This is a genomic window from Serratia proteamaculans (assembly GCF_008830365.1).
Taxonomy (GTDB): Bacteria; Pseudomonadota; Gammaproteobacteria; order Enterobacterales; family Enterobacteriaceae; genus Serratia; species Serratia proteamaculans.
The window spans coordinates 169536-190149 of sequence record NZ_WBKI01000005.1 but is presented as its reverse complement, the minus strand read 5'-3'; the positions used below and the strand labels follow the sequence as shown (position 1 = coordinate 190149).

19 protein-coding genes and 1 pseudogene are annotated in these 20614 nt (G+C 55.1%); 17 read left to right on the top strand and 3 right to left on the bottom strand.

The features are described from left to right. Positions 1-91 precede the first annotated feature (91 nt). The 3 genes from patD to F8R23_RS18295 all read left to right on the top strand — a co-directional run bounded on the left by patD (position 92) and on the right by F8R23_RS18295 (position 4823). Positions 92-1516 carry an aminobutyraldehyde dehydrogenase gene (gene patD, locus F8R23_RS18310; RefSeq protein ID WP_112348601.1) on the top strand — a complete coding sequence of 475 codons (1425 nt, stop codon included), beginning with the start codon at positions 92-94 and terminating at the stop codon, positions 1514-1516. 212 nt (positions 1517-1728) lie between these two features. Further along, positions 1729-3639, top strand: a complete 1911-nt coding sequence (locus F8R23_RS18300; protein ID WP_151415883.1) for an NAD(P)-binding protein — start codon at positions 1729-1731, stop codon at positions 3637-3639. Then, positions 3636-4823 carry a cytochrome c gene (locus tag F8R23_RS18295; protein ID WP_129937411.1) on the top strand — a complete coding sequence of 396 codons (1188 nt, stop codon included), beginning with the start codon at positions 3636-3638 and terminating at the stop codon, positions 4821-4823. Before F8R23_RS18300 ends, F8R23_RS18295 begins: the two co-directional genes overlap by 4 nt. Before the next feature lie 236 nt (positions 4824-5059). Here F8R23_RS18295 and hmpA read toward each other — a convergent pair whose 3' ends face one another. Continuing rightward, complete coding sequence (gene hmpA, locus F8R23_RS18285) at positions 5060-6250, bottom strand: NO-inducible flavohemoprotein (RefSeq protein ID WP_151415882.1); 1191 nt, start codon at positions 6248-6250, stop codon at positions 5060-5062. 373 nt (positions 6251-6623) lie between these two features. On the opposite strand from hmpA, the gene glyA reads away from it, so the two are divergent. The 4 genes and pseudogenes from glyA to F8R23_RS18270 all read left to right on the top strand — a co-directional run bounded on the left by glyA (position 6624) and on the right by F8R23_RS18270 (position 10249). Then, the gene (glyA, locus tag F8R23_RS18280; RefSeq protein WP_099062681.1) at positions 6624-7877 is read left to right on the top strand and encodes a serine hydroxymethyltransferase; all 1254 of its coding nucleotides are present in this window, start codon (positions 6624-6626) and stop codon (positions 7875-7877) included. Positions 7878-8243: 366 nt separating this feature from the next. Beyond that, a pseudogene (locus tag F8R23_RS18275) lies at positions 8244-8775 on the top strand (glutamine amidotransferase). Between the two features lies 1 nt (position 8776). Further along, positions 8777-8899 (top strand): hypothetical protein, encoded by a 123-nt coding sequence (locus tag F8R23_RS24380; RefSeq protein WP_261103975.1) that lies wholly within the window; start codon positions 8777-8779, stop codon positions 8897-8899. Between the two features lie 198 nt (positions 8900-9097). Further along, the gene (locus F8R23_RS18270; protein ID WP_112348605.1) at positions 9098-10249 is read left to right on the top strand and encodes a 3-phenylpropionate MFS transporter; all 1152 of its coding nucleotides are present in this window, start codon (positions 9098-9100) and stop codon (positions 10247-10249) included. On the opposite strand, the gene csiE is transcribed toward F8R23_RS18270, so the two are convergent. Beyond that, a complete protein-coding gene (csiE, locus tag F8R23_RS18265; protein ID WP_129937409.1) occupies positions 10246-11511 on the bottom strand; it encodes a stationary phase inducible protein CsiE in 1266 nt (421 codons plus the stop codon). The genes F8R23_RS18270 and csiE overlap by 4 nt on opposite strands. Before the next feature lie 177 nt (positions 11512-11688). On the opposite strand from csiE, the gene F8R23_RS18260 reads away from it, so the two are divergent. Together F8R23_RS18260 and F8R23_RS18255 are read left to right on the top strand one after the other, a co-directional pair. Further along, the gene (locus F8R23_RS18260) at positions 11689-12324 is read left to right on the top strand and encodes a DUF1007 family protein (protein WP_232811023.1); all 636 of its coding nucleotides are present in this window, start codon (positions 11689-11691) and stop codon (positions 12322-12324) included. Beyond that, the gene (locus F8R23_RS18255; RefSeq protein ID WP_151415881.1) at positions 12315-13337 is read left to right on the top strand and encodes a nickel/cobalt transporter; all 1023 of its coding nucleotides are present in this window, start codon (positions 12315-12317) and stop codon (positions 13335-13337) included. Before F8R23_RS18260 ends, F8R23_RS18255 begins: the two co-directional genes overlap by 10 nt. 63 nt (positions 13338-13400) lie before the next feature. On the opposite strand, the gene suhB is transcribed toward F8R23_RS18255, so the two are convergent. After that, positions 13401-14204 (bottom strand): inositol-1-monophosphatase, encoded by an 804-nt coding sequence (gene suhB / locus F8R23_RS18250; protein ID WP_085118289.1) that lies wholly within the window; start codon positions 14202-14204, stop codon positions 13401-13403. A 119-nt stretch (positions 14205-14323) separates the two neighbouring features. Here suhB and trmJ point away from each other — a divergent pair, with 119 nt between their 5' ends. From trmJ to fdx, 8 genes are all read left to right on the top strand, one after another. Further along, positions 14324-15058: a tRNA (cytosine(32)/uridine(32)-2'-O)-methyltransferase TrmJ gene (trmJ, locus tag F8R23_RS18245; protein WP_085118287.1), complete on the top strand. Its 735-nt coding sequence runs from the start codon at positions 14324-14326 to the stop codon at positions 15056-15058. 194 nt (positions 15059-15252) lie between these two features. Beyond that, positions 15253-15747 (top strand): Fe-S cluster assembly transcriptional regulator IscR, encoded by a 495-nt coding sequence (gene iscR / locus F8R23_RS18240; protein WP_085118285.1) that lies wholly within the window; start codon positions 15253-15255, stop codon positions 15745-15747. 54 nt (positions 15748-15801) lie between these two features. After that, a complete protein-coding gene (locus tag F8R23_RS18235) occupies positions 15802-17016 on the top strand; it encodes an IscS subfamily cysteine desulfurase (RefSeq protein WP_085118284.1) in 1215 nt (404 codons plus the stop codon). Between the two features lie 24 nt (positions 17017-17040). Further along, entirely contained in the window at positions 17041-17427 is a 387-nt protein-coding gene (gene iscU, locus F8R23_RS18230; RefSeq protein ID WP_012146333.1) for a Fe-S cluster assembly scaffold IscU, read from the top strand. A gap of 55 nt (positions 17428-17482) precedes the next feature. After that, complete coding sequence (gene iscA / locus F8R23_RS18225) at positions 17483-17806, top strand: iron-sulfur cluster assembly protein IscA (RefSeq protein WP_085118282.1); 324 nt, start codon at positions 17483-17485, stop codon at positions 17804-17806. Between the two features lie 63 nt (positions 17807-17869). Continuing rightward, positions 17870-18391 carry a co-chaperone HscB gene (hscB, locus tag F8R23_RS18220; protein WP_085118280.1) on the top strand — a complete coding sequence of 174 codons (522 nt, stop codon included), beginning with the start codon at positions 17870-17872 and terminating at the stop codon, positions 18389-18391. A gap of 27 nt (positions 18392-18418) precedes the next feature. Further along, entirely contained in the window at positions 18419-20269 is a 1851-nt protein-coding gene (gene hscA / locus F8R23_RS18215; protein ID WP_129937406.1) for a Fe-S protein assembly chaperone HscA, read from the top strand. Positions 20270-20271: 2 nt separating this feature from the next. Beyond that, the gene (gene fdx / locus F8R23_RS18210) at positions 20272-20607 is read left to right on the top strand and encodes an ISC system 2Fe-2S type ferredoxin (RefSeq protein ID WP_085118276.1); all 336 of its coding nucleotides are present in this window, start codon (positions 20272-20274) and stop codon (positions 20605-20607) included. Positions 20608-20614 lie beyond the last annotated feature (7 nt).

Here is a 20614-nt window from a genome sequence, read left to right as displayed (position 1 = left end):
GATTTACGCTCTTGCCGCCTAGCTGCAACTTGAAATCCATTGGGGAAAGGGATCGTGTCGCTAAAAATAAATAACTGAGGGTTTCTTCTATATGCAAAGCCAACTGTTGATTAACGGCCAACTGGTTACCGGCCAGGGCGCGTTGTTGCCGGTGTATAACCCGGCAACCGGAGAGGTGGTGGTACAGGTGGCTGAAGCCAGTGCAGAGCAGGTCGATCAGGCCGTGCTGGCGGCCGACGCCGCATTTGTACACTGGGGGCAGACCACGCCGAAAGAACGTGCTGAACACCTGCTGAAGCTGGCGGATCTGATCGACAGCCATGCGGAAACCCTGGCCCGCCTTGAATCGATCAACTGTGGTAAACCCTACCACTGCGTACTGAATGACGAACTGCCGGGTGTGGCTGATGTCTTCCGCTTTTTCGCCGGGGCCAGTCGTTGCCTGAGCGGGCTGGCGGCCGGTGAGTATCTGGCCGGACACACGTCGATGATCCGCCGCGATCCGCTGGGTGTAGTCGCCTCGATCGCCCCCTGGAACTACCCGCTGATGATGGCGGCGTGGAAGCTGGCTCCGGCGCTGGCGGCAGGTAACTGCGTGGTGCTTAAGCCGTCGGAACAAACCCCGTTGACCACCTTCAAGCTGGCTGAACTGGCCGCCGGGCTGTTCCCGCCGGGCGTGCTCAACGTCCTGTTTGGTCGTGGTGCCAGCGTCGGTGACAGGCTGACCGGCCATAACAAAGTGCGCATGGTGTCGCTGACCGGCTCAATCGCCACCGGCGAACACATCATTGGCCATACCGCATCCGGTATTAAGCGCACCCATATGGAGCTGGGGGGCAAGGCACCGGTGTTGGTGTTTGACGACGCCGACCTGCAGCAGGTGGTGGAGGGGATCCGCAGCTTTGGTTTCTACAACGCCGGTCAGGACTGTACCGCCGCCTGCCGCATTTATGCGCAGAAGGGGATCTATCCGCAGTTGGTGAAGGCGTTGGGGGAGGCTATCGGCAGCCTGAAGATTGGCCCGCCGGAAGACCAAAGTAGCGAACTGGGCCCATTGATAACCGCTCAGCATCTGGAGCGGGTGGTGGGTTTTGTTGAACGGGCCAAGGCTTTGCCGCATGTGCAGGTGGTGACCGGTGGTGAAAGGGTTAACGGCCCTGGGTACTATTTCCAGCCGACGCTGTTGGCGGGGGCTCGGCAGGAAGATGAAATCGTCCAGCGTGAAGTGTTCGGCCCGGTGGTGACCGTCACGCCGTTCGACGACGAAGCACAGGTACTGGCCTGGGCCAACGAGTCTGACTACGGGCTGGCGTCTTCCCTGTGGACGCGCGACGTGGGCCGGGCACACCGCCTGAGCGCCCGTTTGCAGTATGGTTGTACCTGGGTGAATACCCATTTCATGTTGGTGAGTGAGATGCCGCACGGTGGCCAAAAGCTGTCCGGTTACGGCAAGGATATGTCGATGTACGGCCTGGAAGATTACACCGCTATCCGCCACGTGATGTTTAAACATTGATTTATCAGGTTTTATCTGCAAAATAACGCGGCTTTCAGACCGGCCCCCCGGTCTGATGATAATAAAAACAGACTGCTGACAAAGCCCGTTATTAGGGAGAGCGTGCCGAAGGGGTCGTAGCGGCTTGCCCGCCGGAGCGCCCCTCGGTGCGCTAGGCCCGGGTATCTCGGGTTCAAAGACCAATTTGTCATCAAACTCACAGGAAGCCAATTATGAGCATCACCAGACGCGATTTTCTTAATGGGGTAGCGATCACCATCGCCGCCGGGTTAACGCCGATGCAGATCCTGCGGGCATCGCCGCAAACCGCCAATCAAACCCTCTATTACCCACCGACGCTGACCGGGCTGCGGGGCAACCATCCCGGTTCGTTTGAGCATGCGCATCAACTGGGACGTGACGGCAAGGCCTTCGATTTTGCCAGCATCCCAGCCACGGAAGAGTTCGATTTGGTGGTGGTCGGTGCCGGTATTAGCGGGCTGGCGGCCGCCTGTTTCTGGCAGCAAATGAAGGGGCCGCAGCAGCGTATTTTGCTGATTGATAACCACGACGACTTCGGTGGTCACGCCAAGCGCAATGAGTTCAGCAGCGAGAACGGCACCATCCTCGGCTACGGTGGCAGCGAGTCGCTGCAGTCGCCGCGTTCCAACTTCAGCCCGGTGGCGATGGGACTGCTACAAAAGCTGGGCGTCAGCATCGACAACCTGGAAAAGGCTTTCGATAAAACCTTCTACCCAGATCTGAACCTGAGCCGTGGCGTCTATTTCGATCGCAAAAACTTCGGCGTCGACAAAGTGGTGAGCGGGGATCCGGGTCGCATGGTGGCGGATGATATCCCCCATGACCGCCTCAACGGCCGTTCCTACGAAGCCTTTATCGGTGATTTCCCTCTGCCGGAAAGCGATCGTCAGGCGCTGATTGTGCTGCACACCGTGGATAAAGATTATCTGCCGGAGATGGACCAGGAACAAAAAAGCGAATGGCTCGACAAGCACAGTTATACCGAATTCCTGCGTGACAAGGTTGGCCTGAGCGAAATGGCGATCCGCTATTTTCAACAAACCACCAGTGATTTCCAGGCGGTGGGTATCGACGCCACCTCTTGCAGCGATGCGCGTATCTGCGATCTTCCCGGCCTGAACGGCATGAACCTGCCGCCGCTGGATGAAGAGTCGCAGGCGGATCTCGACGATCCTTACGTGTTCCACTTCCCGGACGGCAACGCCACGCTGACGCGCTTAATGGTGCGTCATTTGATCCCGGCAGTCTCACCGGTTGGCAAAGACATGAATGACATCGTGTTGGCGAAGTTTGACTACAGCCAGCTCGACCGAGCTGAGTCACCGGTAAAACTGCGGTTGAACAGCACCGGGCTGCACGCGGCCAACGTCGGCGACAAGGTCGAAGTGACCTATATGACCGGCGAGAAGATGACCAAGGTGCGCGCCGGGCAGGTAGTGATGGCCGGGTACAACATGATGATCCCGTATCTGGTGCCGGAAATGTCAGCTGAGCAGCAACAGGCGCTGAAGCAGAACGTCAAGTCGCCGCTGGTGTACAGCAAAGTGGTGATCCGCAACTGGCAGTCGTTTATCAAACTGGGCGTGCATGAAGTTTACTCGCCGACGGCGCCTTATTGCCGCGTGAAGCTGGATTATCCGGTGAGCATGGGCGGCTATCAGCACCCGCGGGATCCGAACCAACCGATTGGCCTGCACATGGTGTATGTACCGACGCTGGCGGGCAGTGGGCTGAGCCCGCGCGAACAGTCGCGAAAAGGTCGCGCCTTGCTGTTGGGGACGCCGTTTGAAGTGCATGAGCAGATGATCCGCGAACAACTGCAGGGCATGCTCGGCTCTGCCGGTTTCGATCATCAGCGTGATATCGAGGCGATTACCGTTAACCGCTGGTCGCACGGCTATTCTTACTTCCTCAACGGGCTGTTTGACGATGAGGACGAGGCAAAAAAAATCATAGAGACGGCACGCCAGCCTATCGGCAAAATTGTGATTGCCAACTCGGATTCAGACTGGAGCCCGTACGCCAATTCGGCGATCGACCAGGCATGGCGAGCGGTAAATGAGCTGGCATTCGGCCATGTTGCCGCCAAGGAGGGAGCATGAGCATGCGTTCACTGTATTTACTGACCTTACTGGCGGCGGGCGGTTCGGCCCAGGCGATGTCGGCCGGGGAATACGTGGCCAAGGCCGGTGACTGCACCGCCTGCCATACCGCTCCGGGCGGCGCTCTGTTTGCCGGTGGCATGAAGTTTCCGACCCCGCTGGGCAATATTTACGCTACCAATATTACGCCGGATAAGCAGCAGGGTATCGGAGCTTATTCCTTTGACGAGTTTGACCGTGCGATGCGCCAGGGGATCGCCAAAGATGGCCATCGGCTGTATCCGGCGATGCCGTACACCTCTTACGCCAAAATGAATGCGGAAGATATGCGCGCGCTGTACGACTACCTGATGAAGGAAGTCCCGGCGCAGAACAAGGCTAACCGTGCCAGTGATATCAGTTGGCCACTGTCGATGCGTTGGCCGTTGGCAATATGGAACCAGCTGTTCCATGAGGATACGCCTTACCAGCCGGACGCGGGTCAGAGTGCTGAATGGAATCGCGGAGCTTATTTGGTGCAAGGGGCGGGGCACTGTGGCAGTTGCCATACGCCGCGCGGTTGGGCGATGCAGGAGAAAGGATTGGATAGCAAAGAGCCGGCCTTCCTGAGTGGCGCCGAGCTGGATGGTTGGTACGCTTCCGGGTTACGCGGGCTGAAACAGGACGAGGTCGTGGACTTGCTGAAAACCGGACGTAGCCAACATGCGGCGGTCGCAGGGCCGATGGGTGAGGTGGTTAGCCACAGTACGCAATATCTGGCCGATGGTGATCTGAAAGCCATTGCGACCTATCTGCACAGTCTGGCGGCGGAAAAACCGCAGGTGGAGAAAGCCGTGGCAATGACGACTGGCAATTCGCAGGCAGGGCAAGCCACCTATGCCATGTATTGCTCAACCTGCCATGGCAATAAGGGCGAGGGCAGCGACAACACCATCCCGGCACTGGCGGGTAACGCAACGGTCACAGCGGAGAATCCGCTAACCGCGCTGCGCGTGGTGCTGGAAGGAGCGCATACGCCAATCACCCAACATGCCACGGCGATCGCTATGCCGGGTTACGCCTGGACGTTGAACGATCAACAGGCCGCCGATCTGATGAGTTATTTACGGGGAAGCTGGGGCAACCAGGCGGCACCGGTTACGGCGCAGCAGGTTCAAGAGACACGTAAGCTGGCGGAGAAATAACAGAAGGGCGCGGGTTGAGCTGTTTGTTAGATAGAGATACTCGGGATTAGCGCACCGAGGGGGCCGTTATGGGACACATCCTTGTGTCCCACCCTCGGGCCGACTGGAAGTCGTTCCAATATGCTCCCGGCAAATTGGTCGGCGGGCAAGCCGCTACGACCCTTTTGGCACGCTCTTCCTAATAACGAGCATTATCAGCCATCTGAGGGTACGACAACAGGTCGCGCCCCTTTTAATTACAGAACTTTATGCGGGCCGAAGCATTCGTAGTGGATGCGTTCGGCTTCTACACCCATCTCCAGCAACTGCTTGCCCACATGTTGCATAAACGGCACCGGCCCACAGAAGTAGTAATGCATCTGCGGCGTGCTGAGCGTTTCGCGCAGGGCACTGAGGTTCATCAGGCCACGGCTCTGGTAGTCACGGCCTTCCACATCATTGACGCCCGGTTGGTTGTACCAGACGTGGCGGCTCAGGTTTGGCATGCGGTCGGCGATGTTTGCCACTTCATCGGCAAAGGCGTGAACGCTGCCGTTTTCCGCTGCGTGCAACCAGTGTACGTCCGCAGGGTGCTGGTTATCGTGCAGGGTATTGAGCATGCCGAGCATCGGCGTTTGGCCGACACCGGCGGAGATCAACGCCACCGGAGTTTCCGGCTGTGCTTCGAGGAAGAAATCCCCGTGCGGCGGAGCGAGATAAATTACGTCGCCTTCTTTGGCTTGCTGATGCAGGAAGTTCGATACCTTACCCTGATCTTCACGTTTTACCGCAATGCGATAGTATTCGCCATTCGGTGAGGTGGTCAGTGAGTATTGGCGAATTTCCTGGTTTTCCATGCTGTCGTGCTTGATGTAGACCGCCAGGTATTGACCCGGTTTGAAGTCGATTATCTTGCCACCGTCAACCGGCGCCAACACGAAGCTGCAAATCACCTCGCTCTGTGGCTGTTTTTTGACGATGCGGAATGCGCGCAGGTCACGCCAGCCACCGTCAGCCGTTTCACTGGCCTGGTAAATCTGGCCTTCGCGCTGGATAAACACATCCGCCAACACGCCATAAGCTTTACCCCAGGCATCCAGCACTTCCTGGCCTGGGCTGAACATTTCATCCAGGGTTGCCAGTAAATGACCGCCAACAATTTGGTATTGGTCCGGCCGAATATTCAGGCTGGTGTGCTTCTGAGCAATACGTTCTACCGCCGGCAGCAATGCCGCCAGATTTTCGATATTCGCGGCATAGGCACAGATCGCATCGAACAGCGCCTGACGCTGATCGCCATTGCGCTGGTTGTTCATATTGAACACATCTTTTAACTCAGGATTGTGCTCGAACATGCGATCGTAGAAATGGGCAGTCAGTTTCGGCCCGGTAGCGGCCAGCAGGGGAATGGTAGATTTTACGGTGGCGATGGTTTGGCTATCCAGCATGGTAGCGCTCCTTGGTCGATCATTATTGGAATATTCAAATGATGCATTTCAAATGCATCTTTAAGTTTTAACGCATCCTAACGGTTTCTGCCTTGGCTGTAAATACCCCTGTTTTTGTTGCGGGGTCGTTAAGCGACGATCTTGCTCACAGAACATGAAAAAACCGCATGCTCAGTATGAGTAAAAGTCCGTTGTCGAATAGAGTAGTTTATCGGATCAAAGCCTTGCTGCGCCTAATGCCAATCGTTTGCGTAAAAACCTCTGTCAAGGCCTATCCTCAGTGGGGCGAAACAGTTTACACTGTGGGCCAGAACCCAACCGGGTAGTTATTTGGTGATTTTTTAGTTAGCCGATTTAAGTCAGGAGAAGCCGGATGTTAAAGCGTGAAATGAACATTGCTGATTACGATGCCGAACTATGGCGTGCAATGGAGCAAGAAGTGGTGCGTCAGGAAGAGCACATTGAGCTGATTGCATCTGAGAACTACACCAGCCCGCGCGTAATGCAGGCTCAGGGTTCCCAGTTGACCAACAAATACGCTGAAGGTTATCCGGGCAAGCGTTATTACGGCGGCTGCGAATATGTGGATATCGTTGAGCAACTGGCTATCGACCGTGCCAAAGAGCTGTTCGGTGCTGATTACGCCAACGTTCAGCCACACTCCGGTTCCCAGGCGAACTTCGCCGTTTATACCGCGCTGCTGCAGCCGGGCGATACCATTCTGGGGATGAACCTGGCTCACGGTGGCCACCTGACCCACGGTTCTCCGGTTAACCTGTCAGGCAAACTGTATAACGTGGTGCCTTACGGCATCGACGAAAAAGGTCAAATCGACTACGAAGATCTGGCTAAACAGGCACAGACTCATAAACCAAAAATGATCATCGGCGGCTTCTCTGCCTTCTCCGGTATCGTTGATTGGGCAAAAATGCGTGAAATCGCCGACAGCATCGGTGCCTACCTGTTCGTTGACATGGCGCACGTTGCGGGCCTGATTGCCGCCGGCGTTTATCCGAACCCGGTCCCTCACGCGCATATCGTGACCACCACCACCCACAAAACCCTGGCGGGTCCGCGCGGCGGCCTGATCCTGGCGAAAGGCGGTGATGAAGACCTGTATAAGAAGCTGAACTCCGCCGTGTTCCCTGGTGGTCAGGGCGGCCCGCTGATGCACGTGATCGCCGGTAAAGCGGTGGCGCTGAAAGAAGCGATGGAGCCTGAGTTCAAGATTTACCAGCAGCAAGTGGCCGATAATGCCAAAGCTATGGTGGAAGTGGTTCTGCAACGCGGCTACAAAGTGGTTTCCGGTGGCACTCATAACCACCTGTTCCTGCTGGACCTGGTTGACAAGAACCTGACCGGTAAAGAAGCTGACGCAGCCCTGGGCCGTGCCAACATCACTGTGAACAAAAACAGCGTGCCAAACGATCCCAAGAGCCCGTTCGTCACCTCCGGTGTGCGTATCGGTACTCCGGCTGTGACTCGCCGCGGCTTTAAAGAAGCTGATGTGCGTGAACTGGCCGGCTGGATCTGCGATGTGTTGGACAACATCAACGATGAAGCCACCATCGAACGCACTAAGAAGAAAGTACTGGATATCTGCGCCCGCCTGCCGGTTTACGCATAATTCCGCTTTCTCGCTAAAAAACGCTCAGGCGTCATGCCGGTCACTTAGGTGGCCGGTTTTTTTTTACCTTCTGTCGACGGTGATAGATCCAACGTCGTATATATGTTTTCGCCATTAATATTAATTATTAATATATTTAATAACAACAGGTTTTGATATTTGTCGCCTTTTAATTAATTGCATTGTCTTGTATTTAGGGCGTGTTATGTGATGTGCGTCTATATGATTGTTATTTACTCTCATGGCATGCATTAATAAAATACAATTATTATAATATGGAGTGTCGTATGACGCAGGTTATTCATTTTGTTCTCCGTGTCTGTTAGTGACGGTAATGGCATTGCTGGTGAGTCATGGCATATCCACATGATCCACTCTAAAGGCTTTGACAGCTTTACATCGAGTAAATATGAAGAGGGCGCGGAGTATCTGTTGTCCTGTTTACGCGGCGCGGGGATGACTATCGATTATATTCCGGCGCATACCGTGCAAACCGCCTTTCCGCAAACGTTGGACGAACGGCTAATTTATGATGCTGTCGTGATTAGCGATATCGGCAGTAATACCTTCTTATTGCAAAATAAAACCTTTTATAGAATAGAGGTGATGGCCAATGCCCTGTCACTGATAAAAGACTACGTCGCTATGGGGGGGAGTATTAATGATTGAATGGCCGATTTTGCTGGGATATAAAAAATTTATTGCCAAACCTGGCAGCGAAACATTAGCCGAGATTAACGGTGACCCCTTGCTGGTGGTTGGTAAGTATCAGAAGGGGCATGTTGCCTGCTTTTCCAGTGACTGTTCCCCACATTGGGGCGGACCGCAATTTATGCAGTGGGAAAATTATACCGCCTTCTGGTGCAATTTAATGAATTCAATCAAAAGGAGAAATTGAAATGGATGATAAAGCCAAGATACAAGAAATGATTGCTGCGGCCTCCCGGGCCAGGGCGTTTTCCTTTGCCTCTTATTCTAGTTTTACCGTGGGTGCGGCATTGATGACCAAGAGCGACATCTAGGAGCTTTTCCCCTTTGGGTTCGGTCCGGACCATTTATTAGGGTAAATAGCCGACCCTCCGTCGTAGGGGCGCTGCAAGTTGCGCCCTGATTCCGGGCATAAACTGTGAACTGCATTGCACTCTATCCCTTTGAAGGTGAATGAACATTGCTAGCCAATGTGACCTCTGTCAAAGTATCGCTCTCACACCGGAGGGATCATGGTTCTGCAATCTACGCGTTGGCTAGCTCTCAGTTATTTCACCTATTTCTTTTCTTACGGCATCTTCTTACCTTTTTGGGGCGTTTGGTTAAAAGGTGAAGGCATACCGCCTGAAACCATCGGTATTCTGCTCGGCGCCGGTCTGGTTGCGCGTTTCCTCGGTAGTTTGTTGATTGCCCCTCGGGTAAAAGATCCCTCTCATCTGGTGACGGCATTACGCCTGTTGGCGTTACTGACGCTGGCTTTTGCCATTGGGTTCTGCTTTGGCAACGGCTGGGGCTGGTTGATGTTGGTGATCGCCGGTTTCAACCTGTTCTTTTCGCCGCTGGTACCGCTGACCGATGCGCTGGCCGGCACCTGGCAAAAACAAATTACCCTGGATTACGGCCGGGTCAGGCTATGGGGCTCGCTGGCGTTTGTGATTGGTTCGGCGCTGACCGGGCAAATGGTTTCCGTCTGGGGCCATAACGCCATTCTCTACAGCCTGATCATCAGCATACTGGCAATGCTGTTGGGCATGATGCTGAAACCGAGCGTGATGCCACAGGGCGAGGCGCGGACCCATAGCGAGGCCGATCGTTCACTGTGGGAGATGCTTAAGGAAGGGCCAGTCTGGCGCTTCCTGTTGTGCGTAACCCTGTTGCAGGGCGCACATGCCGGTTATTACAGTTTCGGTTCTATCTATTGGCAGGAGGCGGGCTATTCGGCTTCGACTATTGGCTACTTGTGGTCGCTGGGCGTGGTGGCGGAAGTGATTATTTTCGCCAGCAGCAATTTCCTGTTCCGTCGCTGGAATGCACGCAATCTGCTGCTGCTCTCCGCCTGCTGCGGGATCCTGCGCTGGGGCCTGATGGCCAGTAGTACCGAACTGGGGTGGTTGCTGGTGATCCAAATTCTGCACTGTGGCACCTTTACCGTTTGCCATCTGGCAGCGATGCGCTTTATCGCCGCGCGCAAGGGGCCGGAAGTGATCCGACTGCAGGCGGTCTACTCGGCGCTGGCGATGGGCGGTGGCATTGCGATTATGACGGTGATCGCCGGCTTCCTGTTCGAGCATCTGCAGGGTGGGGTGTTCTGGGTGATGGCGGCAGTGGTGGTGCCGGCGCTGTTTATCCGCCCGCCGGCGGCTGCAGTCAGCGACAGTCGTTAAGAGGTTTCCAGCAGCGCACGGATGGCTTTGCGCTGCTGGCGCTCTAACGGCAATTCGGTATAAATCAGCGGCGGTTGCGGTTCAGCGCGCTCCGTGGCATAAGGGGTGATCACCAATGTGACACCTTGCGGTGCACCGGAGTGCAGATAGTCGCGCAGCGGCAAATATTTGATGTTCAACGGCAGTAGCGTTAATTCACGGATCTGATATTCCACTTCCTCTTCCAATTTGGGGTTGTCCAGCGTCAGCAATAACACCTGCTTTTCCTGCAACGCATTGCCCTGCATCAACCAGGCACCGAAACTGATGGCAACCAGTCCAGCTTCCTCGCTGGAGAAATGAATGCTGTACTCCTGTTCGAGCGGTGCCAGTGCCTCCTGAGCGGTGCGCATCAGGCGTGGATATTTGCGCTGCACTTCTTCCAGCAGCGAGTTATCGATGCCGATCTCAAAACGACAGCGTTCTACCGCCGGTGCCAGGTGGGCAAACAGTTGACTGATCAAATCCTCTTTACTGCTGAAGGTCATGCCGGAAATCTGTTGGAAGCGTTCAACCATATTTTCAATCGCCGCCATCAATCGCAGATCTTCCGCTGAGTCGTTGCTGTGGTAGCTGTGGTTTTTCAGCATGGTGAACATTAACACCAGAAAGTCGCTTTCGCTGGCCTCGGGGGGCAGGACAAAAAGCTGATTCAGCGCTTGATGCAGCCAGCCGGCGGCCTGATGCTCCGGTTTCTGATGCAGCCAGTCGCGCTGGGTGGGGCTGAATGTCGGGTGCCGCTGACGTTGGGTTTCCCATGCGCAATAGCGCAGGTAGTGCTGCAGGAACTGACGATCGCGCCGATCAAAGCTGCGGTCGATCAACGTTTCACACTCACTGATACACTGCTCCAACTGCGGGGTCAGATCGGTGCTCAGCCCCAGAGCCTGCTGTAGCCAGTGGGAAAAATGGTGATCGATAAATTCCGGGCTGCAGCGCAAGGCTCTTCGCAACCAGTGGAGCAGGCAGAGGCGTTGGTTGAGCGCACTGCCCCTGATCCGGTAACCTTCGTCGGGGTTGCCGTCGATCTCCAGATGGTGGAAACGCTGGATTTCACTGGCAACCTCGGCTATATCTTGCCGGGTGATGGGGGGGGCGACGCCATTAATTTGGCTGATAGTCTCCAGTTGTACTGCGGGCACCGGCGCATACAGCATCAATAACAGATGGCAGCGTCGTTGTTGACCGGAGAGCTCAGGCACGGGGCCAGTGTCCAGGCTCATATCACCTTCAGGCAGGTCACGTTTAAATTATGAATAAGCATAGCAAATGGCGCTGCGCGGCGTGGCAACGGCACCCGGTTTTACTTCGGCTTACAACTTTCGTCACAATTATTGGGCGGAATTGCGGTGGTTGAAGAACGGCTTGTGTTACTTTATAACAATAATGAGTATCTTTTTATGATGAAGTTACGTTTTATTTTTGCCGGGTTTTTAACGCTATTCTGCACCGGCGCTGTCGCTCACCCGCACAGCTTTATTGATATGAACACCACCTTTGTGGCTAAGGATCAACAGCTGGTTGGCTTGAAAATGGTTTGGGTTATGGATGAAATCACCTCGGCGGATCTGCTGTACGATGCGGAAAATGCCAAAAACGACTCGGAAGTGTGGAAAAAACTGGCGGCACAAGTGATGGCCAATGTCTTGGGGCAACATTATTTCACCGATGTCTATCGCGACGGCAAGCCGGTGAAATACCTGAACCTGCCAACGGAATATCACCTTTCGCGCCTGGGGCACCAGGCGGTGCTGGAATTTGTCCTGCCGCTGGCCGAGCCGCAGCCGCTAGCGGGCAAGCCGTTTGAGATTTCAACTTACGATCCCACCTATTTTGTCGATATGACTTATAAAGATAAAACGGCACTGCATTTGCCGCCGGATATGGCGGCGCAGTGCAAGTTCAAACTGATGACGCCAAAACCAGACAGCTCCCTGCAGGCCTATGCGTTATCCCTCGATAAGAATGATTCACCTGGCGAAGATATGGCGCTGGGACAACAGTTTGCCCAGCGGGTCAGCCTGCAATGTCAATAAACCTCATCCAACGCGGCACGCGTAAGCGACACTGGGCTTTCAGCCTGTGGCCGTTGTTGCTGTTTGCGTTGTTGCTGGCGCTGGGCGCTCAGTTGGTGTGGCACTATTGGCCGCAGTTGTTGATGCAAAGCGTGGTGTGGCAAAAAAGTCTGCACCAGCAGTTGGCTGGCCTGTTGCAGCAGGTAAAAGCGGCGCCACAGCAAGCCGGGCTGGCGTTGATGCTGTTCAGCCTGAGCTATGGCGTGTTGCATGCCCTCGGTCCCGGCCACGGTAAAGTAGTGATCGCCACTTATCTGGCCACTCATCCGGCGCGGCTGAAAAGCAGCCTGAAACTGACCTTTGCCGCTTCACTGGTTCAGGGCTTGGTGGCGATCGTCCTGGTGACGCTGATGCTGGTGGTACTGCAGTTGTCGTCCCGGCAACTGCATCAGAGTAGTTTCTGGATGGAGAAGGGCAGTTTTATTCTGGTGATGTTGCTCGGGGTGTTGCTGAGCTGGCGAGCGCTGAAGCGTTTGTATCACGCGGTGGAAGCCATGCGTCCCTCTCCGGCTCTGCGCATCAATAGTCTGCAACCGCTACCGGCGGATCATGTTCACAGCGATCATTGCGGCTGTGGTCACCGCCATATGCCGAGCGACAGCGAACTGCAGGCGGGAAGCGACTGGCGTACGCAGACTGCCATCGTGCTGGCGATGGGGATGCGGCCGTGTTCAGGCGCAATACTGGTATTGCTGTTTTCCAAGGTGATTGGCGTGTTTATCTGGGGCGTTTTCTCGGCGCTGGCCATGGCGCTGGGCACCTCATTGACCATTTCATTGCTGGCGCTGCTGGTACATTACAGCCGCCGGTTGGCGGTGCGTCTTAGCCGTTCACGCGCGCCCGCAGCCTGGAGCGCAGTCGCCTGGGGTTCGCTGGCGCTGGCCGGTGGCCTGATACTGTTGTTCGCCGGGGTGTTGCTTTATGTCACTGCCCAGTCGGAGTTTATCGGTGGCATCCGGCCTTTCTCCCGCTGACCGACATAAAAAAAGCGCTGCAAATATTGCAGCGCTTTTTCTTTATTCATTCACTTCGCGATATTAACGCTTCAGCGCTTCGCTCAGTTCTTCCCGCATGGTGGAAAGCATGGCTTTCACTACGCGCGGGTTACCGGCTACCACGTTGCCGGAGCTGAAGTGGTTGTGGCCGCCAACAAAGTCGGTCACCAGGCCGCCAGATTCGCGCACCAGCAGTTCACCCGCGGCAAAATCCCATGGCTTCAGGCCAATTTCGAAGAAACCGTCAACGCGGCCGGCGGCCACATAGGCCAGATCCAGCGCGGCAGAACCGGTGCGACGGAAGTCGGCACACTGAGTGAACAGTTTGCCAACGATGTTGATGTAAGGGGTTGCGTGCTGCTTCACCTTGAACGGGAAGCCGGTTGCCAGGATGGTGCCATCCAGGTCTTTGGCATTGGTGCCGCGCAGACGATAACCGTTGAGCTGTGCGCCCTGGCCGCGAGCCGCGGTGAACAGTTCGTTACGCATTGGATCGTAAACCACAGCCACTTCAGTACGGCCTTTGATGCGTACGGCGATGGAAACTGAGAAGTGTGGGAAACGTTTGATGAAGTTTGATGTGCCATCCAGTGGATCGATCACCCATTGTACATCTTTATCTTCGCCGACTAATTCGCCGCGTTCTTCGGTAACAATAGAATGTTGCGGATAGGACTTGCGAATGACGTCGATGATCAGATGCTCTGCATCGCGATCGACGTTAGTGACAAAGTCATTGGTCCCTTTCTGGCTCGCTTCTACAGCGTCCGGGGTTTCGTAGTTTTTGGCAATCAGGTTACCGGCCTTGCGCGCAGCGCGCACGGCGATCGTCAGCATCGGATGCATGGGTATCTTCCAACTAGGATGTTAAAGAACAGGAAACGGCGCGAAGTATAGCAGGTGTTCGGCAAAATGCCTACGGCTGTGTTAAGCTGCTGTGATTTTCCGCTACGCTCAGAGTTTGTATGCTGCATAACATCCGCATTGTTCTGGTAGAAACCTCTCATACCGGTAACATGGGCTCGACCGCCAGAGCCATGAAAACCATGGGGTTAACCAACCTTTATTTGGTTAATCCGCTGATAAAACCTGATTCTCAGGCGATTGCCTTGGCCGCAGGCGCCAGCGACGTGATCGGCAATGCCACCATTGTTGACACCCTGGATGACGCCATTGCCGGCTGCAGTCTGGTCGTGGGTACCAGTGCGCGTTCACGCACCTTGCCGTGGCCGATGCTGGAACCGCGTGAATGCGGCATACGCGCCGTACACGAAGGTGAACATGCTCCGGTCGCGCTGGTGTTCGGCCGTGAACGTGTCGGCCTGACCAATGATGAGCTGCAAAAGTGCCATTATCATGTCGCCATTCCTGCCAACCCGGATTACAGCTCGCTGAATCTGGCGATGGCCGTGCAGATCCTGGCGTATGAAGTGCGTGTGGCTTACCTCGATCGTCAACAGGTGGGGGCGCCGCAGCTGGAAGAAACCCCTTATCCGTTGGTGGATGACCTCGAACGTTTCTATCAACATCTGGAACAAACGCTGCAGCATAGTGGCTTCATTCGTCCGTCCCATCCGGGGCAGGTGATGAGCCGTTTACGCCGTTTGTTCACCCGCGCGCGGCCGGAAGCTCAAGAGCTGAATATCTTGCGCGGCATGCTGACGTCGATCGAGAAACAGGATAAACATCAAGGTAATTAATTTGATGTGGAATGACGACTGGCGGTAATAGTATTAGTTATCTAACGGTTATAATGTGTATTTTATATGCATATTATCTGGCTTAGTCCAAAATGTGCTAATACTTGAGTGAATTACTAGGTTAAATAGTTGACTGATTTACTCAGGAATGTCAGACTTTCGGCCATGTTTGACCAACAGGTAACCACTTAGCTATGAGACTGACATCCAAAGGCCGTTATGCCGTAACCGCTATGCTTGATGTGGCATTGCACTCCCAGGAAGGGCCCGTACCTCTGGCGGATATTTCTGAACGCCAGGGTATTTCGCTCTCTTATCTGGAACAATTATTCTCCCGTCTGCGTAAGAATGGCCTGGTGGCCAGCGTACGTGGGCCGGGCGGTGGTTATCTGCTGGGCAAAGACGCAAGTGAGATTGCCGTAGGTGCAGTTATCACGGCTGTTGATGAGTCGGTAGATGCAACCCGTTGCCAGGGTAAAGAAGGCTGTCAGGGTGGCGATCGCTGTCTGACTCATACCCTGTGGCGCGATCTGAGCGAGCGCATCAGCGGGTTCCTGAACAACATTACGCTGGCTGAACTGGTAAACAACCAGGACGTGCTGGTGGTGGCGGACCGTCAAAACAACGATACCCGTCGCACGGCCAACGGTCGTCAGCAAGAAACTATCAACGTTAATCTGCGCGCATAAGCAGCTGGCGATATTTTTTTAGTTTTTGGAAGTGATGTACGGAGCACAAGAGCAATGAAATTACCGATTTATTTGGATTACTCAGCAACGACGCCGGTTGATCCGCGCGTTGCTGAGAAAATGATGCAGTTTTTGACTCTGGACGGGACCTTTGGTAACCCGGCTTCCCGTTCCCACCGTTTCGGGTGGCAGGCGGAAGAAGCGGTAGATATCGCCCGTAACCAAATTGCTGAACTGGTTGGCGCTGACCCGCGCGAAATCGTGTTCACTTCCGGAGCCACCGAATCCGATAACCTGGCGATCAAAGGTGCTGCCAATTTCTATCAAAAGAAAGGCAAGCACATCATCACCAGCAAAACCGAACACAAAGCCGTGCTGGACACCTGTCGTCAGCTCGAGCGTGAAGGCTTTGAAGTGACCTATCTGGCACCGCAGAGCAACGGTATTATCAGTCTGCAGGCCCTCGAAGCCGCGATGCGTGAAGACACCATTCTGGTTTCGATCATGCACGTGAACAACGAAATTGGCGTGGTGCAGGATATCGAAGCTATCGGCGAAATGTGTCGTGCGCGCGGTATCATTTATCACGTCGATGCGACCCAGAGCGTGGGCAAACTGCCTATCGACCTGAGCAAGCTGAAAGTCGATCTGATGTCGTTCTCCGGCCACAAAATTTATGGCCCGAAAGGTATTGGTGCACTGTACGTGCGTCGTAAGCCACGTATCCGTATCGAAGCCCAGATCCACGGCGGTGGCCATGAGCGCGGTATGCGTTCCGGTACTCTGCCAGTCCATCAGATCGCCGGTATGGGCGAAGCCTACCGTATTGCCAAAGAAGAAATGGCGACGGAAATGGCACGCTTGCGCACGCTGCGTGATCGTCTGTGGAACGGCGTGAAAGATATGGAAGAAGTGTATCTGAACGGCGATCTGGAGCACGGTGTTCCTAACATTCTGAACGTCAGCTTCAACTATGTTGAAGGTGAATCGTTGATTATGGCGCTGAAAGACCTGGCCGTATCCTCGGGTTCAGCCTGTACCTCCGCCAGCCTTGAGCCATCTTACGTGCTGCGCGCGTTGGGCATGACTGATGAATTGGCGCATAGCTCGATCCGTTTCTCTCTGGGGCGTTTTACCACAGAAGAAGAGATCGATTACACCATTCAACTGGTGCGTAAATCCATCGGCCGTCTGCGTGACCTGTCTCCACTGTGGGACATGTTCAAACAGGGCGTGGATATCAACAGCATCGAATGGGCACATCATTAATTCTCAGGATTCAGGAGCAAGGTCATGGCTTACAGCGAAAAAGTAATCGATCACTATGAAAACCCGCGTAACGTGGGTTCTTTCGACAACGAAGATCCGAGCGTTGGCAGCGGCATGGTGGGTGCACCGGCCTGTGGCGACGTGATGAAGCTGCAGATCAAAGTCAACAATGAAGGTATCATTGAAGACGCCCGTTTCAAGACTTACGGCTGCGGTTCCGCCATCGCCTCCAGCTCGCTGGTGACAGAATGGATGAAAGGCAAGTCTCTTGATCAGGCCGAAGCGATCAAAAACACCCAGATCGCTGAAGAATTGGAATTACCGCCGGTAAAAATTCACTGCTCTATCCTGGCCGAAGACGCCATTAAAGCAGCGATTGCCGACTACAAGAGCAAACATAGCGCCAAGTAATTATTTCTGAGTCATTTAGCCCGACCTTGGTTGGGCTTTGAAGTGTGAGGTTGTGATGTCAATTACCATGAGCGACAGCGCTGCGCAGCGTGTTCAGGCATTTATGGATAACCGCGGCAAAGGCCTTGGCCTGCGTCTGGGGGTGAGAACCTCTGGCTGCTCCGGGATGGCGTACGTGCTGGAATTTGTTGACGATATGAACGATGACGACATCGTTTTTGAAAACAAAGGCGTTAAGGTGATCATTGACGGCAAGAGCCTGGTCTACCTTGACGGCACCGAGCTTGATTTCGTTAAGGAAGGCCTGAACGAAGGCTTCAAGTTCAACAACCCCAATGTCTCAAGCGAGTGCGGCTGCGGCGAAAGTTTCAACGTCTGACAGTCCATCGTGCTCCCCCGCCAGCCGCGGGGGAACTTCATTCGATAACGCCCAGAGCACGCTATGGATTACTTTACTTTATTCGGGCTGCCAGTTCGCTATCCCGTGGACGGCAGCCTGCTTGCATCTCGCTATCAGGATCTGCAGCGCCAATTCCATCCCGATCGTTTTGCCAGTCAGCCAGAACGCGAACGCCTGATGGCGTTGCAACAGGCTGCGACTATCAATGAAGCCTACCAAACGCTGAAGCACCCATTAAAACGCGCAGAGTATATGCTATCTTTGCACGGCTTTGATTTGGGCAACGAGCAGCATACCCTGCGTGATACCGCGTTCCTGATGGAACAGCTGGAACTGCGCGAAGAGCTCGACGCCATTGAACGCAAAGCGGATGCAGAAACCCTGCTGGCCAGCTTTGGCGCGCGGGTGAACGAGACGGTCAAACAGCGCAGCGCGCTGATGGTGCAACAGCTGGATAGTCAACAGTGGGTTGATGCCGCCGACACCGTGCGTAAGCTGCGCTTTTTGGACAAACTCCAGCAACAGGTTGAACAACTCGAAGAAAAACTGCTGGGTTTTGAGTAACACATTTTTGATTGTGGAAGCTTCAATATGGCCTTATTACAAATTAGTGAGCCCGGCCTCAGCGCTGCGCCGCACCAGCGCCGTCTGGCTGCCGGTATTGATTTAGGCACCACCAACTCTCTGGTCGCCACGGTGCGCAGTGGGCAGGCGGAAACGCTGGCCGATGCCCAGGGTCGCGATTTACTGCCCTCGGTGGTGCACTATCAGGCTGACACCTTGCGTGTCGGTTGGGATGCGCGCCAGCAGGCAGCGCAGGATCCCGCCAATACCATCAGCTCAATCAAACGCATGATGGGCCGTTCATTGGCCGACGTGCAACAACGTTACCCGAACCTGCCGTATCAGTTCCAGGCCAGTGACAATGGCTTGCCGATGATCGTCACTGCCGCCGGTGCTGTTAACCCGGTAGGGGTTTCCGCCGATATTCTCAGGGCACTGGCCGAACGGGCGAAAACTGCGCTGGAAGGGGAACTCGACGGTGTGGTGATCACCGTTCCGGCCTATTTTGATGATGCACAACGCCAGGGCACCAAAGACGCCGCACGTCTGGCCGGGCTGCACGTGCTACGCCTGCTGAACGAACCGACAGCGGCGGCGATTGCCTATGGTCTGGATTCCGGGCAGGAAGGCATTATCGCGGTGTACGATCTGGGCGGCGGTACCTTTGATATTTCCATTCTGCGGCTGAGCCGTGGGGTGTTCGAAGTGTTGGCCACCGGCGGGGATTCCGCGTTGGGGGGCGACGACTTTGACCATCTGCTGGCCGACTGGTTGCGTGAGCAGGCCGGTGTGGCCGACCGCAGCGATCACGGCGTACAGCGCCAACTGCTGGATGCGGCCATCGCGGCCAAAATTGCGCTGAGCGATGCCGACAGCACTGTCGTTGAGATTGCTGGCTGGCAGGGCGAAGTGACCCGCGCACAGTTTGATGCGTTGATCGCGACTCTGGTGAAACGTACTCTGATGGCTTGCCGCCGTGCGCTGAAAGATGCTGGCGTGAGTGCTGAAGAAGTGCTGGAAGTGGTCATGGTTGGCGGTTCCACCCGCGTGCCCTTGGTGCGTGAGCAGGTCGGTACGTTCTTCGGCCGCACGCCGTTGACCTCGATCGATCCAGACAAAGTGGTCGCTATCGGTGCTGCGATCCAGGCTGACATTTTGGTGGGTAACAAGCCGGACAGTGACATGCTGCTGCTGGACGTGATCCCACTGTCGCTCGGTCTGGAAACCATGGGTGGTCTGGTAGAGAAAGTGATCCCGCGTAACACCACCATTCCGGTGGCGCGTGCGCAGGAGTTCACTACGTTTAAAGACGGTCAAAGCGCGATGATGATCCATGTGCTGCAGGGTGAACGTGAGCTGGTGCAGGATTGCCGTTCGCTGGCACGTTTTTCGCTGCGTGGCTTACCGCCACTGCCGGCCGGCGGCGCACATATTCGCGTTACCTTCCAGGTGGATGCCGATGGCCTGTTGAGTGTCACCGCGATGGAGAAATCCACCGGCGTAGAGGCTTCAATTCAGGTTAAACCGTCGTACGGTCTGTCCGACGCCGAAATCGCCGGCATGATCAAAGATTCGATGGCCAATGCGCAGAGCGATGTTGGCGCACGCATGCTGGCGGAACAGAGGGTTGAGGCGTCACGGGTGCTGGAAAGCCTGCAGGGCGCACTGGCCAGCGATGCAGTATTGCTGAGTGAAGCAGAAAGTACTGCGATCCCCGCGGCGGTGGAAGCTTTACAACTGGCGACGCAGGGCACTGATCCTGCCGCCATTGAAGCCGCAATTAAAACATTAGATGCACAAACGCAAGACTTTGCCGCGCGCCGCATGGATGCTTCCATTCGCCGTGCGCTGGCTGGCCATTCTGTGGATGAGGTTTAATCATGCCTAAAATTGTTTTCCTGCCCCATCAAGATTTATGCCCGGAGGGGGCAGTACTGGAAGCTGAACACGGGGAGTCAATCCTCAATGTGGCGCTGCGCAATGGTATCGAGATTGAGCATGCCTGTGAGAAATCCTGCGCCTGCACCACTTGTCACTGCATCGTACGCGAAGGTTTTGACTCTCTTGAAGAGAGCAGCGAACTGGAAGACGACATGCTGGACAAGGCCTGGGGTCTGGAGCCGGAAAGCCGTCTGAGCTGTCAGGCGCTGGTGGCCGACGAAGATTTGGTGGTTGAAATGCCGCGTTATACCGTCAACCATGCGCGTGAAGGGTAAGAGGATT

Bases quoted from the DNA above. Each gene is read 5' to 3' on its own strand.
- hmpA (WP_151415882.1), bottom strand. From the start codon at position 6,250: ATGCTGGATAGCCAAACCATCGCCACCGTAAAATCTACCATTCCCCTG.
- F8R23_RS24380 (WP_261103975.1), top strand. From the start codon at position 8,777: ATGGATGATAAAGCCAAGATACAAGAAATGATTGCTGCGGCCTCCCGG.
- F8R23_RS18255 (WP_151415881.1), top strand. From the start codon at position 12,315: ATGTCAATAAACCTCATCCAACGCGGCACGCGTAAGCGACACTGGGCT.
- F8R23_RS18260 (WP_232811023.1), top strand. From the start codon at position 11,689: ATGATGAAGTTACGTTTTATTTTTGCCGGGTTTTTAACGCTATTCTGC.
- csiE (WP_129937409.1), bottom strand. From the start codon at position 11,511: ATGAGCCTGGACACTGGCCCCGTGCCTGAGCTCTCCGGTCAACAACGA.
- trmJ (WP_085118287.1), top strand. From the start codon at position 14,324: ATGCTGCATAACATCCGCATTGTTCTGGTAGAAACCTCTCATACCGGT.
- F8R23_RS18235 (WP_085118284.1), top strand. From the start codon at position 15,802: ATGAAATTACCGATTTATTTGGATTACTCAGCAACGACGCCGGTTGAT.
- F8R23_RS18270 (WP_112348605.1), top strand. From the start codon at position 9,098: ATGGTTCTGCAATCTACGCGTTGGCTAGCTCTCAGTTATTTCACCTAT.
- glyA (WP_099062681.1), top strand. From the start codon at position 6,624: ATGTTAAAGCGTGAAATGAACATTGCTGATTACGATGCCGAACTATGG.
- F8R23_RS18295 (WP_129937411.1), top strand. From the start codon at position 3,636: ATGAGCATGCGTTCACTGTATTTACTGACCTTACTGGCGGCGGGCGGT.
- iscR (WP_085118285.1), top strand. From the start codon at position 15,253: ATGAGACTGACATCCAAAGGCCGTTATGCCGTAACCGCTATGCTTGAT.
- iscA (WP_085118282.1), top strand. From the start codon at position 17,483: ATGTCAATTACCATGAGCGACAGCGCTGCGCAGCGTGTTCAGGCATTT.
- hscA (WP_129937406.1), top strand. From the start codon at position 18,419: ATGGCCTTATTACAAATTAGTGAGCCCGGCCTCAGCGCTGCGCCGCAC.
- fdx (WP_085118276.1), top strand. From the start codon at position 20,272: ATGCCTAAAATTGTTTTCCTGCCCCATCAAGATTTATGCCCGGAGGGG.
- hscB (WP_085118280.1), top strand. From the start codon at position 17,870: ATGGATTACTTTACTTTATTCGGGCTGCCAGTTCGCTATCCCGTGGAC.
- F8R23_RS18300 (WP_151415883.1), top strand. From the start codon at position 1,729: ATGAGCATCACCAGACGCGATTTTCTTAATGGGGTAGCGATCACCATC.
- iscU (WP_012146333.1), top strand. From the start codon at position 17,041: ATGGCTTACAGCGAAAAAGTAATCGATCACTATGAAAACCCGCGTAAC.
- suhB (WP_085118289.1), bottom strand. From the start codon at position 14,204: ATGCATCCGATGCTGACGATCGCCGTGCGCGCTGCGCGCAAGGCCGGT.
- patD (WP_112348601.1), top strand. From the start codon at position 92: ATGCAAAGCCAACTGTTGATTAACGGCCAACTGGTTACCGGCCAGGGC.